The organism is Thalassospira profundimaris (assembly GCF_003326675.1).
Classification (GTDB): domain Bacteria; phylum Pseudomonadota; class Alphaproteobacteria; order Rhodospirillales; family Thalassospiraceae; genus Thalassospira; species Thalassospira aquimaris.
On sequence record NZ_JPWF01000008.1, the window covers coordinates 45,216 to 61,352 of the forward strand.

At 52.1% G+C, this 16,137-nt stretch carries 14 protein-coding genes; 8 read left to right on the forward strand and 6 right to left on the reverse strand.

Annotated elements, in window-relative coordinates; all coding sequences use genetic code 11:
• Positions 1-3: 3 nt before the first annotated feature.
• From TH19_RS12940 to TH19_RS12950, 3 genes are all read right to left on the reverse strand, one after another.
• The gene (locus TH19_RS12940; RefSeq protein WP_147250764.1) at positions 4-1,152 is read right to left on the reverse strand and encodes a tetratricopeptide repeat protein; all 1,149 of its coding nucleotides are present in this window, start codon (positions 1,150-1,152) and stop codon (positions 4-6) included.
• Positions 1,153-2,103: 951 nt separating this feature from the next.
• Positions 2,104-3,450 carry a sensor histidine kinase gene (locus tag TH19_RS12945; RefSeq protein ID WP_258547952.1) on the reverse strand — a complete coding sequence of 449 codons (1,347 nt, stop codon included), beginning with the start codon at positions 3,448-3,450 and terminating at the stop codon, positions 2,104-2,106.
• 59 nt (positions 3,451-3,509) lie between these two features.
• On the reverse strand, positions 3,510-4,175 hold the full coding sequence (locus tag TH19_RS12950; RefSeq protein ID WP_114102784.1) for a response regulator transcription factor: 666 nt from the start codon (positions 4,173-4,175) through the stop codon (positions 3,510-3,512).
• A 148-nt stretch (positions 4,176-4,323) separates the two neighbouring features.
• Here TH19_RS12950 and TH19_RS12955 point away from each other — a divergent pair, with 148 nt between their 5' ends.
• A complete protein-coding gene (locus tag TH19_RS12955; RefSeq protein WP_114102785.1) occupies positions 4,324-5,448 on the forward strand; it encodes an ABC transporter substrate-binding protein in 1,125 nt (374 codons plus the stop codon).
• A 21-nt stretch (positions 5,449-5,469) separates the two neighbouring features.
• Here TH19_RS12955 and TH19_RS12960 read toward each other — a convergent pair whose 3' ends face one another.
• Positions 5,470-6,327: a citryl-CoA lyase gene (locus TH19_RS12960; protein WP_114102786.1), complete on the reverse strand. Its 858-nt coding sequence runs from the start codon at positions 6,325-6,327 to the stop codon at positions 5,470-5,472.
• Positions 6,324-7,541 carry a CaiB/BaiF CoA transferase family protein gene (locus TH19_RS12965; protein ID WP_114102787.1) on the reverse strand — a complete coding sequence of 406 codons (1,218 nt, stop codon included), beginning with the start codon at positions 7,539-7,541 and terminating at the stop codon, positions 6,324-6,326. Before TH19_RS12965 ends, TH19_RS12960 begins: the two co-directional genes overlap by 4 nt.
• A gap of 118 nt (positions 7,542-7,659) precedes the next feature.
• Between TH19_RS12965 and TH19_RS12970 the strand changes: the two genes are divergently transcribed.
• The 6 genes from TH19_RS12970 (at position 7,660) to TH19_RS12995 (ending at position 14,550) form a co-directional block, all read left to right on the forward strand.
• A complete protein-coding gene (locus TH19_RS12970; RefSeq protein WP_114102788.1) occupies positions 7,660-8,340 on the forward strand; it encodes an IclR family transcriptional regulator in 681 nt (226 codons plus the stop codon).
• A 320-nt stretch (positions 8,341-8,660) separates the two neighbouring features.
• Entirely contained in the window at positions 8,661-9,659 is a 999-nt protein-coding gene (locus TH19_RS12975) for a tripartite tricarboxylate transporter substrate binding protein (RefSeq protein WP_181846408.1), read from the forward strand.
• Between the two features lie 44 nt (positions 9,660-9,703).
• The gene (locus TH19_RS12980; protein ID WP_114102790.1) at positions 9,704-10,183 is read left to right on the forward strand and encodes a tripartite tricarboxylate transporter TctB family protein; all 480 of its coding nucleotides are present in this window, start codon (positions 9,704-9,706) and stop codon (positions 10,181-10,183) included.
• The gene (locus tag TH19_RS12985; RefSeq protein ID WP_114102791.1) at positions 10,176-11,711 is read left to right on the forward strand and encodes a tripartite tricarboxylate transporter permease; all 1,536 of its coding nucleotides are present in this window, start codon (positions 10,176-10,178) and stop codon (positions 11,709-11,711) included. The genes TH19_RS12980 and TH19_RS12985 overlap by 8 nt, the downstream gene beginning before the upstream one ends.
• Positions 11,712-11,746: 35 nt before the next feature.
• Positions 11,747-13,429, forward strand: coding sequence for a methyl-accepting chemotaxis protein (locus TH19_RS12990; protein ID WP_114102792.1), 1,683 nt, complete (start codon positions 11,747-11,749; stop codon positions 13,427-13,429).
• The gene (locus TH19_RS12995; RefSeq protein WP_114102793.1) at positions 13,429-14,550 is read left to right on the forward strand and encodes an AbrB family transcriptional regulator; all 1,122 of its coding nucleotides are present in this window, start codon (positions 13,429-13,431) and stop codon (positions 14,548-14,550) included. The genes TH19_RS12990 and TH19_RS12995 overlap by 1 nt, the downstream gene beginning before the upstream one ends.
• A gap of 90 nt (positions 14,551-14,640) precedes the next feature.
• Here TH19_RS12995 and TH19_RS13000 read toward each other — a convergent pair whose 3' ends face one another.
• On the reverse strand, positions 14,641-15,120 hold the full coding sequence (locus TH19_RS13000; RefSeq protein ID WP_114102794.1) for a MarR family winged helix-turn-helix transcriptional regulator: 480 nt from the start codon (positions 15,118-15,120) through the stop codon (positions 14,641-14,643).
• Between the two features lie 323 nt (positions 15,121-15,443).
• Between TH19_RS13000 and ectA the strand changes: the two genes are divergently transcribed.
• Positions 15,444-15,992, forward strand: coding sequence for a diaminobutyrate acetyltransferase (gene ectA / locus TH19_RS13005; protein ID WP_114102795.1), 549 nt, complete (start codon positions 15,444-15,446; stop codon positions 15,990-15,992).
• The last annotated feature ends 145 nt before the right edge of the window (positions 15,993-16,137 follow it).

Sequence of the window (16,137 nt, forward strand, 5' to 3'; positions counted from 1 at the left end):
ACCTCACAGTTTATCAAGTAATTCGTAGGGTACAGGAGTTTCTTGGATCATTTCGTTTGCTTGGGCTTTGTATGCAACCGCGGCCTCAGGATCTTCTTTAAGCTCCGCGATCTTCGCTAATCCATTCAAATTGCGGATAATTTCGTCTCTCCGACCGACGCTCTGTGCCTCCCTAAGCCCTCTATGGAATACTGCTTCAGCCTCGCCGCGGCTCGTCGAGTCGCCGATTCTCAAAAGAATTTTGCCTCGAAGCGCGTATGATCTTACGGATCTAGTGACATCCCCGTTTTGATCACGAATATCCGCAGACTCTTGAGCAAACTTTAGAGCCTCTTCATATTTTCCTTCAAACAAGAGAGCGACGGCAGTCGCATATTTTATCCCACCTAGCATTTCGGCTTTCTGCTTATCGTCATCGATCTCATCAGCGGCTAATTCCGATTTTTGCAGAGCTTCATACACCTCCTTGAAACGCCTATCGATCGTCGCAATGCCGGCTAGATGCCGATGCGCCTTAGAGACCCAGTAGGGGCTTCCAACGCGCTCCGCGATCTTTAGTCCGAGCTCGATCTTTTCTTTAGCTAAGGTGCGTTTTTCCATAGCCACCAGCGTCCAGCCAAGATCATCAATTAAAGCCGCTATTTGCTTATGATCATCGCCCAAACGTGCGGCCGCATTTGCGGCAGCGTCACCAACCGCAATTCTTGCTCGCAATAGTCCCTCCACCCACAAATGGCGGGACAGTGTATCTCTAAGCCTAAGTACATGCCGATCACGCCCTTTTTCGGAAAGCGATGATATGTATAAAGAAATCCCTTCAATGAACGATGCTTCGGGGGACACGGGCACCATACCATTCCTTAGCTCGGTGAGTTCACTTTGTACCTGGCTGAGATTGGACCTTAATTGATCTCGCTCCGGTTCCAGCTCCAAATGAGCCCTGCGCAACACAAAAACCCACTGTGCCGAGACAAATAACAAACCGATAAAAACAACCTTTGCCAGCAAAGTGGCTCCAACATTTTCATCGAACCAAGTCCGAAAGTCATCCCAACTATAGAAAGCAAGAAAACCAAAGACGATCGGAATCAGTCTTGAAAATCCCGCAATCCAAGTGTCCGATAAAAGAAATTTGATAGCTTTCTTGACCAAACCCAACCGCCTAAGTTTCTATTGCGACATGTAAAATGCTACTTTTAGGGGAAGAAAGTCAAGCTGCGGCGAAGCCGGACCGACAATTAGGGGCAGGAATCATTAATGCCACCATATAACGATAGTGGCGATTGTTATTGCGGCAACGAAGGTGCTGGCAGACTAAGTTGAACTCTTCTCAGTTGTAAGCATCCACTCACGGCTACCTTGACAGGTTTTCAACACCCGTTTCAGGGAGATGGTCAGGCGTGGAAATCGATGTTCCAGGGTAGTAGTTCGTCGATTCAACTGATCGGATGACCGGCAATACGATCAACGACGAGACGTCGCGTTAACGGACTGTCACGTGGTTCCGGAATATAGGCGGCTATTGGTTCATCGTCGCTTTAGGAATGGATCCAGTGTGGCGCCCCTGCCATCGAGCAATCGGCTTAGGGTTAGCCCAGATATGCCTGCTTCATCAGCGAGTTCCTGTTAGGTGAGTTCAAGGTGAATGCGGTATCCTTTCAGTCGTTCTGCAATATTCAGATGAACCAACAAAAAGTGAAAACCACCATCGACAGAGAAATTCATGGTAAGATGGTCGATACTACTCAATGTAAGGCCCTTTGGTGTAGGAACCTTGGGCCAATGGGATTCTTATCAAACGAATGGGATTTCAAATGTCCCAAACAATCCCGTTAAACGCCCTAAACGCATATTCGGCATCATCCTTGGCAAGGTCGAACTGTTGGATCTGAGGCTACGAGAAATCACAACAAAAGTCATTTAGAAGCACTTTTTTTGTAAGTTGTGATTTAAAGTAAAAAACGCAGTATAGCATTGTTTTATATAATCAAAGTTTCGGCCAAAATCACAACGTAAATTTTGGTGAGACACTTTGACAAATTTTATATTGCCGGAAATATGATATACTCCAATCACTTAGCCTTCAGTGCTCGCAGATTGTGTTCAATCGGATGCTGCTGCCGTTTCAAATCGGATGCTGAAAATACAGCCGCTATGCCCTTGCGGCTCCGACAACTTGACTTTGGTTTCGTGACGCATTGCGATTTCTTTGACGATTGAAAGACCGAGACCGCAGCCGTCTTCCTGCTTGTTGTCATTGATCCGATAGAACCGTTTGAACACATCTTTATGGTGTTCAACAGGAATACCCGGTCCATTGTCCTCGACGGTTAGTCTGACGGCGTCCTGGTGATCTATTTTCTCAAGCCGTACGGTAACGGCACTGCCATCCGGGCAATAGATCAACGCGTTATGCACCAGGTTTTTAAGAAGCTCTTCGATCAGTGTTGCGTCGCCCAGGATGAATGCTGGCTCTGTCAGGCCTTCATACCCAAGATCTATGCCGCTTTCGATCGCGGCTGGTACTTTTGCACTGGTGACGGACCGTGTGATCTCGCAAAGATCAATCCTTTCAAATGGCCGTCCGGCAAGTCCTTCGGGTGCTGCACGCGCTGACGCCAGCAACTGATTGGCAAGATGCGATGTTTGCCGGGTTGATGCCGCAATTGTTGCCATGATCTGCCGCATCTTTTCGGAATCTTTTTCACGCTGACCAAGCTCTGCCTGTGTACGAAGTGCTGCCAATGGCGTGCGAAGCTGGTGTGCGGCGTCTGCTGTAAACCGCTGCATTGTTTTCAGACTGTTTTCAAGCCGTCCGAACAACTGGTTAATGGCCCCGACCAGATGCCGTACCTCGGTTGGAACGTCGTGCAAAATCGGCCGCAAATCCGTTGGTGACCGCCGATTTAAGGCTTCTTCAAGTCGCGTAAGCGGTTTAAGGCCCTGACCGATACCGAACCAGACAATGATCGCAGCCAACATGATCAAAAGAATTTGGCGCGCTGCTGCACTTGCCAGAATATCTTCGCTCAGGCTGGTGCGTGTTCCCATGGTTTCGGCAACAAGCACGTGAAAACGCGTCGCTTTGCGGACACTTGCGACATAACGGGAAATTGCGCCAATCCGAACCGGCTCCCCATTATAGACCGCATCATAAAAAACCGGTTCTTCGTGGAGTGGTAAAAACTGTTCCGGCACGGGTGGAAGGTCTTCGTAACCGGTGATGAATTCGCCCTGCCCGGTACTGACCTGATAGAAAACACGGTCTTCTGCCGCACTGGTCAACATCTCAAGCGCAACATAGGGCACATCGACTTCGATCTTGCCACCGATCAAAACAACACGGTCGGCAATTGCCAATGCAGAACTTAAAAGTGCGCGATCAAACGCCTGATTTGTCGACTTAATTGCGTTGCTTCGAACTTCAAGCAGCATCAGAGAACTGATCACCAAGAGCGGGATCAGCAACCATATGACAAGCCTGCGCCTTAGGGATCCGTTACGCCATTTCATGTCTTTTTCAACAAATAACCAAGCCCGCGAACGGTCTGGATTTTAACCCCGGCGGTTTCGACGCGTTTGCGCAACCGGCTGATATAAAGCTCAACCGCATTGGCACTGATATCATCTTCAAAACCTGCAAGTTGGTCAGAAATCTGCTCCTTGCTTAGGACATGTCCGACCCGCAGCAGCAGGATTTCAAGAATATTAAGCTCCCGGCGCGGAATTTCGATATCCTGATCCTCAATCATCACCCGCCTGGCCACGGTATCAAATGTCAGTTTTCCGCATTTGATCTGGGTGTTGTGCGTGCCTGCATGGCGGCGCATCAGCGCCCTCACCCGCGCTTCGAGCTCTACCAGCTCGAACGGCTTTGCCAGATAATCATCCGCGCCAAGATCAAGTCCCTTGACCCTGTCTTCAATATCGCTTCGTGCGGTTAAAATCAGTACCGCACTTTCAGCCCCGCGATGCCGCAAGCGTCGCAAAATTTCCAGGCCGTCAAGTTTTGGAAGGTTCAGATCAAGCACAACAAGCCCGTATTCCTGCGTGCGCAGGATATCGTCGGCTTCCTCGCCATCGGCAATCACATCAACAGCATAGCCCGATTGACGCAAGGATCGTGCAATCCCGTCGGCCAGTGCTGCGTGATCTTCGACAACCAGGACTCTCATTGTTTGTACTTCTCTTCCCTGATACACCGTTCTACGGCTTTGTTATGCTTTGCCATTTATCATGATGAACATGATATAACAGAATGCCTCGACACCCTTTGTTCATATCACAGCCACCAACTGGCCGAAGTGACATAGAGTATCCAAAATGACCCTGGGCCGTACCCTTATTCGTTTATGTGCCATCCTGATCACGATGCAAGCATCTTCTGCATTGGCAGAGATGTTTACCTTTGAACCATTACGCACAGCACAAATCCCCGACCCGGAACAGTCAATTTTGGCCCCCGAGGCACCAACTGCAGTCATTTACGGATCAGCCGATATCGGGGCCTTCAGCCCGGTGATCGAAGCTTTCCAGCAAGAAAACCCGTTTATCCAGATTGAGTATCATCAACTTCAAACCCTTGAAATGTATGATTTGACGCTGACGCAACGGGCAAATGGCGAGGCAAATGCTGATCTGATCATCAGCTCGTCCATGGATTTGCAAATGAAACTTGCAAATGATGGCTATGCAACATCCCATCAAAGCACCCAAACACAGGCATTGCCGCAATGGGCGCGCTGGCGGAACGAGGCCTTTGCCGTCACCCAGGAACCCGCCGTCATCGCCTATAACCGGGCTTTCTTCCGTGAACATGGCATTGAACCGCCGCGTACCCGAAATGACTTCTTCGAACTTCTGACCAAACATGACGACCTGTTCAATGAAAAGGTCACGACCTATGACATTGAACGAAGCGGCGTTGGTTTCCTGTTTCTTGCCCGTGATGAACGGTTCTTTCCCGGTATCTGGGATTTCGTCCGTATACTCGGTCAGTCCAAGGTAAAGCTGTACTCGAACACGTCACCGATGCTCGAAAAGATCGCCGACGGGCAGGTTGTTCTGGGCTATAATCTGCTAGGCTCCTACGCCGAAACCTTCAGCCATCGCAACCCCAACCTTGGCGTTATCCTGCCCGACGATTTCATTGTCGTGTATTCGCGTATCGCAATCATTCCGCGGGCAGCCCGACATCCGGAGCTCGGCGCACGCTTCCTTGATTTCATGTTGTCGATCAAGGGACAAAGCGTTCTGCAAAACGACGGCAATTTCAATCCGGTACGTTCGGATGTTCCGCAAAGCCCGTTCTCGTCGCTGATTTTTGATCGTTATGGTGAACGTGTACGTTCTTTCCCGGTAGGTCCGGGATTGCTGGTCTATCTTGATCAGTCAAAACGTGAACGGTTTATTCGTCGCTGGCAGGATGCGTTGCTTAATCGTCGCTAGGCACCCTGCCCGACATTTGCCCTACTCGCCTGACTGCAGTTTTGCGTCTTCGGGAACAGCACGATGTTCGGGACCGGTATAATTCCAGATCATCCGACGCGGGATCGGCCCCTTGTTGCGCCCGCCCTGTTGGGTTTGCTCCCACGCATGGGCCAAAATCCCGACCGAGCGTGACAAACAGAACAACCCGCGGGCCAGTTCAGGTGCAAATCCCAGTTCGGCATAGATCACCGCCGTCGCACCATCAATATTCATCGGTATGCGCTTGCCTTTGCGGGCCAGAAGCTCGTCTTCAATGGCGCAGGCAATCAGCCCGATACGCCCACTGACATGGCCTTGCACGGCCGCATCCTTGACCAGCTCCAACAATCTCGGCGCACGCGGGTCAAGCGGATGGAAGCGATGACCGAAGCCCGGAATATGTTTACCAAACTCGGCGATCTGATGATCAAGCCCGGCCGAGACCGCATCTGGCAATGACGCCCCCTCGTCCATGCGACGTGCGATATCGTGATAAAGGGTTACTGCCTGTTCACCCGCACCGCCATGAACATCACCAAGCACATTTACCGCACTGGCCATCGCATTGTTCAGACCAACACCACAAGTCGCCGCCATACGGGCGATGGCAATGCTTGGGGCTTGCGGACCATGATCGACGGCCGAAACCAGCGCTGCCTCAAGCAATTGTGCCTGACCGGCTGTTGGCAGTTCGCCACGGGTCATCAGCCAGATCATGGTCGGGAAACTGACATTGCCAATCAAATCCTGAATGGCATAACCAGCGTAATGAATGCGACCCGGCTCCATATCGATGATGTCCGTTGCCCACCAGTCGCAAACTTCGTTCTCGATATCCTTCGCGGTTTTCTCGCTCAAAGCACGCCCTCCTCGGCCAAGGTTGCGATATCGTCCTTTGACAGACCAAGGGACGCAAGTATGTCTGAATTGTCCTGCCCCAGCACCGGTGGTGGCATGTCAACTGATGGCGCTTCACCATCCATTTTGATACCGGTCTTAAGAATGCGGATATCGCGATCCGCCCCGGGCACATTTTCAAAGGATGCCAACATGCCGCGATCTGCAATCTGCGGCAGCGCAAGAACCTGCGGAACGGTCAATACTGCCCCGGCCGGAACACCAACTGCATTGAACTTGTCGACCCAGTGACCGGTGTTTTCGGTGGTCAAAACCCTTTCGAGCAAAGCAGTCAGAACATTACGGTTCTCAAGTCGTTCCTTGCGCGATGTGAAGCGGTCATCCTCAATCAGGGCTTCAAGGCCCAACACTCCGCACAGGGCCTCAAACTGTTCCTGTTTGTTTGCCGCGATATTGATCTGCCCGTCGGCTGTTTTGAATGCACCTGATGGTGAAGAAGTGAAATTGTCATTGCCGTTCGCAGTAGGCTCTTTGCCCGCCACAAGATAGTTCGAAACCACCCACCCCATGGTCGCAATGACGGATTCCAGCATCGAGATATCGATAAAGCATCCCTTGCCATCCTTGTTGCCAAGCGCACGTCCGGCAAGGGCGGAGCTAATGGCAAAGGCCGCTGTCATGCCCCCGATGGTATCAGCAACCGGATATCCGACCCGATAGGTTCCCTTATCTTCTTCGCCGGTGATCGTCATGATCCCCGAAAGGCCCTGGACGATTTGGTCATAGGCCGGAAGCTTTTTCATCGGGCCGGTTTGCCCAAACCCCGAAATCGCACAATAGACCAGCTTCGGATTTACAGCAGCCAAAACATCATAGCCCAGTCCAAGCCGGTCCATCACACCCGGTCGGAAATTCTCGACCAGCACATCCGCACGTTCGACCAGCTTTTTAAGAATGTCCTTACCACGCGCGTCCTTAAGGTTCAGCGTGATGGATTTCTTTCCGGCATTTTGCGCCATGAACGAGATACCCATCAGCTTTTCATTAAGCCCCATATCGGCACCCAGCTGCCGGGCAAGGTCGCCGCGTCCCGGTGCTTCCACCTTGATGACCTCGGCACCGAGATGGGCCAATTGATGGCAACAAAACGGCCCGGCCAGAACATTGGTAAGGTCAAGCACAGTGATGCCCGACAGTGATTGTGATCCAAACATGGAAACTCCATAAATTCTGTCTAGTAGAATTATGTTCTATTATATAGAATTTATGACCATCGCGAAATCATTACCAAAGGCGTCCTAGCGTCATCACATCAGGAAAGACTCGTTTTTCATGTCAGAACAAAATGTTAGTGCCGTTGAACGTGCCCTGAAAATCCTGGAAGTTTTCACCGATCAGGATGCGGATCTGTCCCTGAAAGATCTGGCCGAGCGCACAGGAATGTATAAAAGCACCCTGTCGCGACTGGCTGGCACATTGGAGTCACATGGATTTCTGATGATTTCGGGACGTGGCCGTTATCGTCTCGGCCCAGCATTATGGCGGCTTGGTTCGATGTATCGTCGATCCTATCGCATGGATGATGTGGTACGCCCGCATCTTTTGGCACTGGTCGAGGAAAGCGGCGAAACCGCCTCCTTTTACGTGCCGGAGGGTTCCAAGCGTCTTTGCCTGTTTCGTGAAAACTCGTCCCGCAGCCTGCGACACCATCTGGAAGAAGGTGCGTTATTGTCATGTGACCGCGGGGCAGCAAGTCATGTCATTCGCGCCTGGGGGGATGGTATCGATGACCGATCCATTCAGGTTCTTGACGACAGGTTTGCCGAAAGTGAAGGTGAACGAGACCCGGACATATCGGCCATTGCAGTTCCCGTTCTTGACCGTCGCGGACATTTTTTCGGTGCCTTGGCTCTATCTGGTCCGTCAAGCCGCTTCACCCAAGAAAAGCGTCGCAATGCGTTGATCTTTCTTGAAAAACACGCATCCGAATGTGGCGTAAAGCTGTCCGGCTAACGCTGTGTTTTCCACCACCTTTTCCATTGACGCAAAAATGCTGTGAAAATTTTTCACACTAATTTCCGCAATGACAGGTTGATGACAGGTTCTGCTGCTAACGTCCTCGCACTGCCGATCCGGTAACTCGTGAAGTTGCCGGGACAAACAAAAAGAATATCGGCAAGGGAGGTCTGACTTAATAACCGCATGCAGATGGACTTAGGGTATCCGCATCGCGGTTTTTGACGCTCTTCCTTGCTGAAGTTTTGTTCCTGCTGGTCGGTCCGCCACCACAATGGTGGCCTGGGAAAATGCTTTAGTGTCTGGAGGAGACCCTGATGAATAAGCTGACGATGTTCTCGCGTCGCGGATTTATTGCTGCAGCTACGGCTGTTGCTGTTTCAACTGCTGCATTTGGTGCAATCGATGCCAAAGCCGCAGAAATCAACGAAATTCACTTTGTCATTCCGGGTGGCGCAGGCGGCGGCTGGGATGGCACCGCACGTGGTACCGGTGAAGCCCTAACCAAATCGGGCCTGGTTGGCACCGCGTCTTATGAAAACATGTCTGGCGGCGGCGGCGGCAAAGCCATTGCCTATATGATCGAAGCAGCGGATCGTCTGGACAACACCCTGATGGTGAACTCCACCCCGATCATCGTTCGTTCGTTGACCGGTGTCTTCCCGCAGTCCTTCCGCGACCTGACCCCGATTGCAGCTGTTGTTGCTGAATATGCTGCATTCGCAGTACCGGCAGACAGCCCGTATCAGTCCTTCACCGACGTTGTAAACGCAGTCAAATCTGATCCGAGCTCTGTCAAGTTCGGTGGCGGCTCGGTTCGTGGCGGTATGGACCATATCGTTGCGGCCTATGCAGTTCAGAAAGGCGGCGGCGACGCGAAACAGGTTAAATACATTCCGTACGACGCCGGTGGCAAAGCAATCGCCGGTCTTCTGTCGGGTGAAACCGAAGTTCTGTCGACCGGTCTTGGTGAACTTCTCGAACTTGCCAAAGCTGGCCAGGTCCGCATTCTTGCTGTGACCTCCAAAGAACGTATCGAAGCAGCTCCGGAAGTTCCGTCGCTCGGTGAACTCGGCATTGATGCTGAATTCGTCAACTGGCGCGGTTATTTCGGCTCGCCTACTCTGTCCGCTGACAAAGCAGACGCCTATGCAGCCGTCCTCAAAGACGTTCAGGCAACCGAAGCATGGGAAACCGTCCGCAAGCGTAATGGCTGGGAAAAAATCTATAAGCCGCGCGCAGAGTTTTCCTCCTTCATGGAAAACCAGGAAAAGGTCGTTGGCGACCTGATGCGTGAACTCGGCTTCCTGAAATAAGCCATTAGAATACAAGTAAAAAGACCTCCGAAGGAAACCACGCCATGTCCATCAATCGCGACAAATTCGGCGCATTGCTATTCCTATGCCTTGCTCTGATCTATGGCTTTTATATCAGTGATATCCCGCTCCTGTTTGGGGACGAAGATGCACCGTTTAATGCCAGAACTCTCCCTACTGCCCTTGCCTGGATACTGGGCGTGGTTTCCTTCGTCCAACTGATCCTGCCGGCCAATGAAGAGGCCGGCAGTCTCTCAAATGCGTTTCGCGGCCTCAAATGGCGTCGCGTACTCATTCTTGCTGTGCTGATGGTGTTCTATGGACTGACCATCAAGAGGCTTGGTTTTCCGCTTTCGACGTCACTCTTCCTGATGGGCGGATTCTACGTCCTTGGTGAAAGACGCCTTCATGTCCTGATCCCGACGGCTGTCGGTGTTGCGTTGGCATTCTGGGGGCTGTTGCACCTGATGGGAATTTATTTGCAGCCGGGCGATCTGTTCTACTGGATTTCAAACAATGCTTGATGGAATTTTCCAAGGTCTCTCGACCGCCGTCCTGCCAATCAACCTTTTGATGGTTTCGGTTGGCTGTTTCGCGGGTACCTTCATCGGGATGCTTCCCGGTCTTGGCCCGATCACCGCAATTGCCCTGATGATCCCGATCACCTATGGATTTGATCCGTCAACCGGACTGATCCTGATGGCCGGTGTTTATTATGGCGCCATCTTTGGTGGTTCCACATCATCCATCCTGATCAACGCACCGGGTGTTGCCGGTACGGTTGCAACCGCCTTTGACGGTTACCCGATGGCCCAGAAAGGTCAGGCAGGCAAGGCCCTTGCAATTGCCGCCTACTCATCTTTCTCGGGTGGTACCATTGCGGCAATCTTCCTTCTGGTAGCAGCACCTGCATTGGCATCCGTTTCGCTTTCATTCCAGTCTGCCGATTATTTCGCCCTGATGGTTCTTGGCCTGACCGCTGTTTCGGCCTTTGCCGGCAAGGGACAGGTTCTTAAGGCGATCACCATGACGCTGTTTGGCATCATGCTCTCGACCATCGGGACTGATCCGGCCGCAGGTGTTGCACGCTTTACCTTTGGCAGCATGGACCTTGTTGATGGTATCAGCTTCCTACTGTTGGCGATGTCGACCTTTGCGCTTTCCGAAGCTTTGTTGTCGATCCTGCGTCCGACAAAGGACACGCGTAGCGACGAGGAAAAGGCCCTTAAAAGCCTAGGCTCGATGAAGCTGTCCAAGGAAGAAGTCAAAACCATGGTTCCGGTAATCGGCCGTTCGTCGATCCTTGGCTTCTTTACCGGCGTTCTGCCCGGTGCCGGTGCGACCATTGCCTCTTTCCTGGCTTATGGCATGGAGCGCAACCTGGCATCGGCCAAGGAAAAGCTGCAATTTGGCAAAGGCTCGATCCGTGGTCTGGCTGCACCCGAAACCGCAAACAATGCGGCGTGCTCCGGCTCGTTCGTTCCGCTTTTGACCCTTGGGATTCCGGGTTCGGGCACGACGGCTGTCATGATGGGGGCGCTGATTTCCTATGGCGTTCAGCCCGGTCCGCGCCTGTTTGTTGAACAGCCCGCCGTGTTCTGGTCGGTCATCATCTCGATGTATATCGGTAACGTGGTGCTTCTGATCCTGAACCTGCCGCTGATCCCTTATATCTCGCGTTTGCTTGCGCTGCCCCAGCAGCTTTTGGTGCCGTTCGTTCTGTTCTTCTCGCTGGTCGGTGTTTATCTGGTGACCTTCAACACCATGGACATCCACATGATGGTGATTGCCGCAGCAATCGCAATCGGCCTGCGTCTCCTGAACTATCCGATGGCGCCGATGCTTCTTGGCTTCATTCTGGGCAAGATGATGGAAGAAAACCTGCGTCGTGCATTGGCAATCAGCGACGGTTCGATTTCATTCCTCTGGGAACGCCCGATCACGCTTGTCATTCTTCTGATCAGCATCCTGTTCCTTGCTGCCCCGCTGATCGGTAACTTCCGTGAATGGATGCGTAACCGCAAAGCGGTTCCGAATGACGGTGAGTTCTAAGACACGACGATAATCGCCACGAAGGAATTTGGTAGATGCGTTTTATTGATAACCTGTCGATTGGTCCCAAAACCCTTTTGGTTCCTGTCTTCCTGATGGTCGTCATTGTCGCGATGGGAATTGCCACAGTTGCAACTCTGCAAAGCGAAAAAGAAACACTCACCAGCCTTCGTGTCGAAGCCTATGAACGGCGATCCGATGCCCTGACGTTAAGCAATGCCTTGAATGAAGCGCACGGATCGCTGTTTCGCATTCTGACATGGGATTCCAACGGCATTAATGCCGCTGTAGTTCCCGACCTTCGTGAAAAGGTCAGCAAACTGTCCGCCGAACTGGCACCGATCGCCGAACGACTGGCAACTGTTGGCGGTGAAGAATTTTCAGCCAACTACGCCAAATACATGGAACAGGTTGATCAGTTCCTTGTTGAAAGCGAAATGAATATCTACGGCGCGCTTGAAGTTATCGCGCAGGCCGATGAGACATTTCAGGCGCTTCAGGTCCCCCTGAATGCCATCCTGGTCCAGTCCCATGAAATTGCTACCACCTCCTTTGCCGATGCATCATCAAAGGCAGAAGCATTGCAGCGCGTATTTGTCATCGTTGCTGTGGTGGTTGTCGGGATTGCCGGGATCGTATCGATCTTTGTATCGCGACGCATCTCACGCCCGATGACCGATCTTGCCCGCCTGATCGAACAAATTTCCAATGGTGATCTGGATATCGACATCCGCGGCGGTCAGCGCCGCGACGAGATCGGAACCGTTGCCCGGTCAGTTACCGTACTGCGCGACCAATCACGCGAAGCAGAAACCCTGCGTAAGGAACGCGAACGTGTGCGCGCTGTCGAACGCCAGCGTCAGCAAGATCTGATCGAAGCAACCGAGCATTTCCAGCGCACCGTTCAGGAAGCCCTTTCCGGCTTTGACCGGGAATTCGGATCATTGAATGGTTCGGCAAGTGATATGGAACAGATCGCCACCCATGCAAGTGCGCGTTCCGCCGATGCCAGCCAGCATTCCGAACAGGTCCTTCATCATATCGAAGCGGTATCGCAAACGACCGCAAGCCTGTCCGAAGCCATCGCCGAAATCGGCCATCAGGCACAGAATTCTGCAACGGTCGCCGGTCGTGCGCGTGAAGAAAGCGAACATTCCCGCGCCTTGTTCGAGCAACTGACAACCGCAACCCAGCGCATTGGCGATATCGTTAGCCTGATCGAAGATATTGCAAGCCAAACCAATCTTCTTGCCCTGAACGCTACGATTGAGGCCGCCCGTGCGGGCGATGCCGGCAAGGGTTTTGCTGTGGTCGCTGGCGAAGTTAAAAACCTTGCCTCGCAAACAGCACGTGCCACAGATGAAATTGCAAGCCAGGTCGAAGAAATCCGCGGGTTGACGGACAATGTGGTCGCCGCCCTTCATAGTGTGGCAGATGTCATTGGCGAAGTGGATCAGTCCGCGGCGGCCATTGCCGCCGCTGTTGAAGAACAACAAGCATCAACCGCTGGCATTTCAGACAGCATTCAGGATGCGAATGGCGGCATGCGCACCGTTGCCGAGGCTGTCGGCGCACTTGATAATGAAACCGCACGGGTCCATAACGGCTCGGAAAATGTCACACGGGCAACCAACACCCTGAATACCGAAGCATCCCGTCTGCGCGACGCGATCGACGGGTTCCTCGATCAGATTGAAAAGAACAAGGCTGAAGCATAATGACCAAAACACAGAACGATCCATCGAATGACAGTTGGATCAATCGCGCTTCTCGTGTTTTGACACCGGCCTTTTTCAAAAAACTGACCATTGGTCTCGGCATTGGTTTGATCGGTGGCTTGATCGCCCATTCCATCAATATGCCGCTCGCTTGGATGATGGGCCCGATGCTTGCGACCTTTATCGCAAGCCTTATGCGGGTCCCAATGGGAATCCCCATGCAGTTTCGGTCTGCCATTCTGGCGGTGATCGGCATTTTTCTGGGGGCATCCTTTACGCCCGATACCTTTGATCAGGCCGCGCGATGGCCGATCAGCATGATTGCCGTTCTGCTGTATGTCCCGGTCATCACTGTCATCATCACCTGGTTTTACAGCAAGGTCGCCCGTCTTGATCCGGCAACGGCCCTGTTTTCCGCAACGCCGGGCGGCTTGACGCCGATGGTGGTGCTGGGTGCCGCGGCGGGCGGGAATGAACAGGAAATCGCCCTGACCCAAGGCCTGCGCGTCCTGTTGCTGGTTATGTCCGCACCCTTGATCGTTCTGGTGATTACCGGTGTGGTCGCCAATGGTCACGGCGATGCTGATGCCATCCATATGAGTCTGGGCGAAGGCACCCTGACCGCCATATGTGCCCTGATTACCATTTTTGTATTCCGCAAGATCGGCGTTCCGGCGTCCTACATGACCGGTGCCATGGCTGCCAGCATGGTCTTGCATGTCACAGGCATCGTTGAAGGCAACCTGCCCGACTGGCTTCTGGCTGGAAGCCTCCTGATCCTTGGTTCGGCCATTGGCAGCCGCTTTTCCGGCGTCAAGCTTGCCGTTCTTGGACGTTTGGCGATCTATTCAATCCTCGCAACTCTTGTTGTTCTGGCCTTTACTGGCGTGGTTGCATGGTTTGTCGCGCAATGGCTTGATCTTGATTTTATCGCTGTCCTTCTGGCCTTTGCCCCAGGCGGCGTTGCCGAGATGTCCTTGATCGCACTTGCCCTAGATGTCGAGCCAAGCTTTGTTGCCTTCCATCATATTGTACGTATTTTTGAAATCGTACTATTGGCCCCGATCATGGCGAAGTGGTTCGAACGCCATATGAAACGCAAGAATGGCGCCACGGAATAACGCACCGTTCAGCACACGTACAATTATCTGAATACTCAGAGGATTACGGGATAAATCGCACCTGACTTACCAAGAAAACACAGGCGCGTGTTAATCCCGTTTTTCAACAATGACATCGTGGTCAAGAACGGGTGCAACATCAATATCACTGGCATCCATCATGCCTGACACCCGCTGCAATGCCGCGATCAGGAATGTCTGTTCCCATTCTTCAAGATTGTTGAAGTTATCAGAAAAACGATCATGCAATGCCATTGGCGCACGATCGAGAATAGCCACGCCTTGATCAGTCAGACGGACAAATACCTTGCGCTTGTCGGTATCGCCACGTTCGCGCGATACAAATCCCATTAACTGCAATTTATCGACCAATGACGTCGTCGATGCCTGGGCAAGATTAACCTTTGCAGCAATCTGGCCGACCGTCATTTCACCGAACTCTTCCAAAGACTGCAACACCAGCAATTGCGACGTTTTCAATCCGGTAATTTTACCGAGTTTTTTTGCGTGAATGTCACTCGCGCGCAAAATTCGGCGAATTGAAATCAGAGCTTCGTGCAATTTGTCCATTTTGGCGATCCGGGCATCAATTATTGTCCTGTTGCAGGCACTGTTTTAGCCGTGAAACCCGCAGTTCGCAACGAATTACAGCATAATTCAATCGACTTTCTATGATTTAATATATCGACACTCGGTATTTTATCACGCTGCAGGTTTCACCAGCTCAATACACTTTCATCGAAATACGATTAATTATAAATTGTTTATTTTCACTAAGTTAACTTGTTTAACAAGATTTTCACAGTCAAACCCTTGATCATTTTATATCGATATTCTATACATCTGACGCGACATGAATGATCGTATATCGAAATAACAGAACAGGCAGACCGATGAAAATTGCCACCACAAAGGGCAATACCGGCCAGAAAGCCAACCTGATTATCCGAAAACCCAAGGCCACAGACGGCGCAACAGTGAACAACCTGATCGCCGAGTGTAAGCCATTGGATGAAAACTCGATGTATTGCAATCTGCTGCAATGCTCACACTTCGCAGACACCTGCGCGATTGCAGAACTTGATGGCGAAGCCGTAGGGTTCGTATCGGGCTATATTGTGCCCAACAAAAACAGCCAGCTATTCATCTGGCAGGTCGCCGTATCACCCAAGGCACGCGGATTGCGCCTGGCAAAGCGCCTGATCCTTGACATCCTTGATCGTCCGGCATGCCACAACGTGACCGAACTGAACACGACGATTACGTCAACCAACGCCCCGTCTCAGGGCGTCTTCCGTTCAGTCGCACGCGAGCTTGGCGCCGACGTCAAACGCAAAGTCCAGTTCGAACGTGAAACCCATTTCGAGGGTGCCGCCGCGAGCGAGATTTTGTGGCAGATCGGCCCGTTTGAACGTGAAGATGTCGAACGCGTTGCCGCCTGATCTAGCCCAACCAATTCGGCCAAACTAATCTGGCCAACTGATTTTCACCCATTTCATGCTGTGAACCGATCACATCCTTTTTGGAACAACCCGACCGCCGGGACGTTTGGCATGACATGTGGATTTGATTTTCCCAATCTGAAAG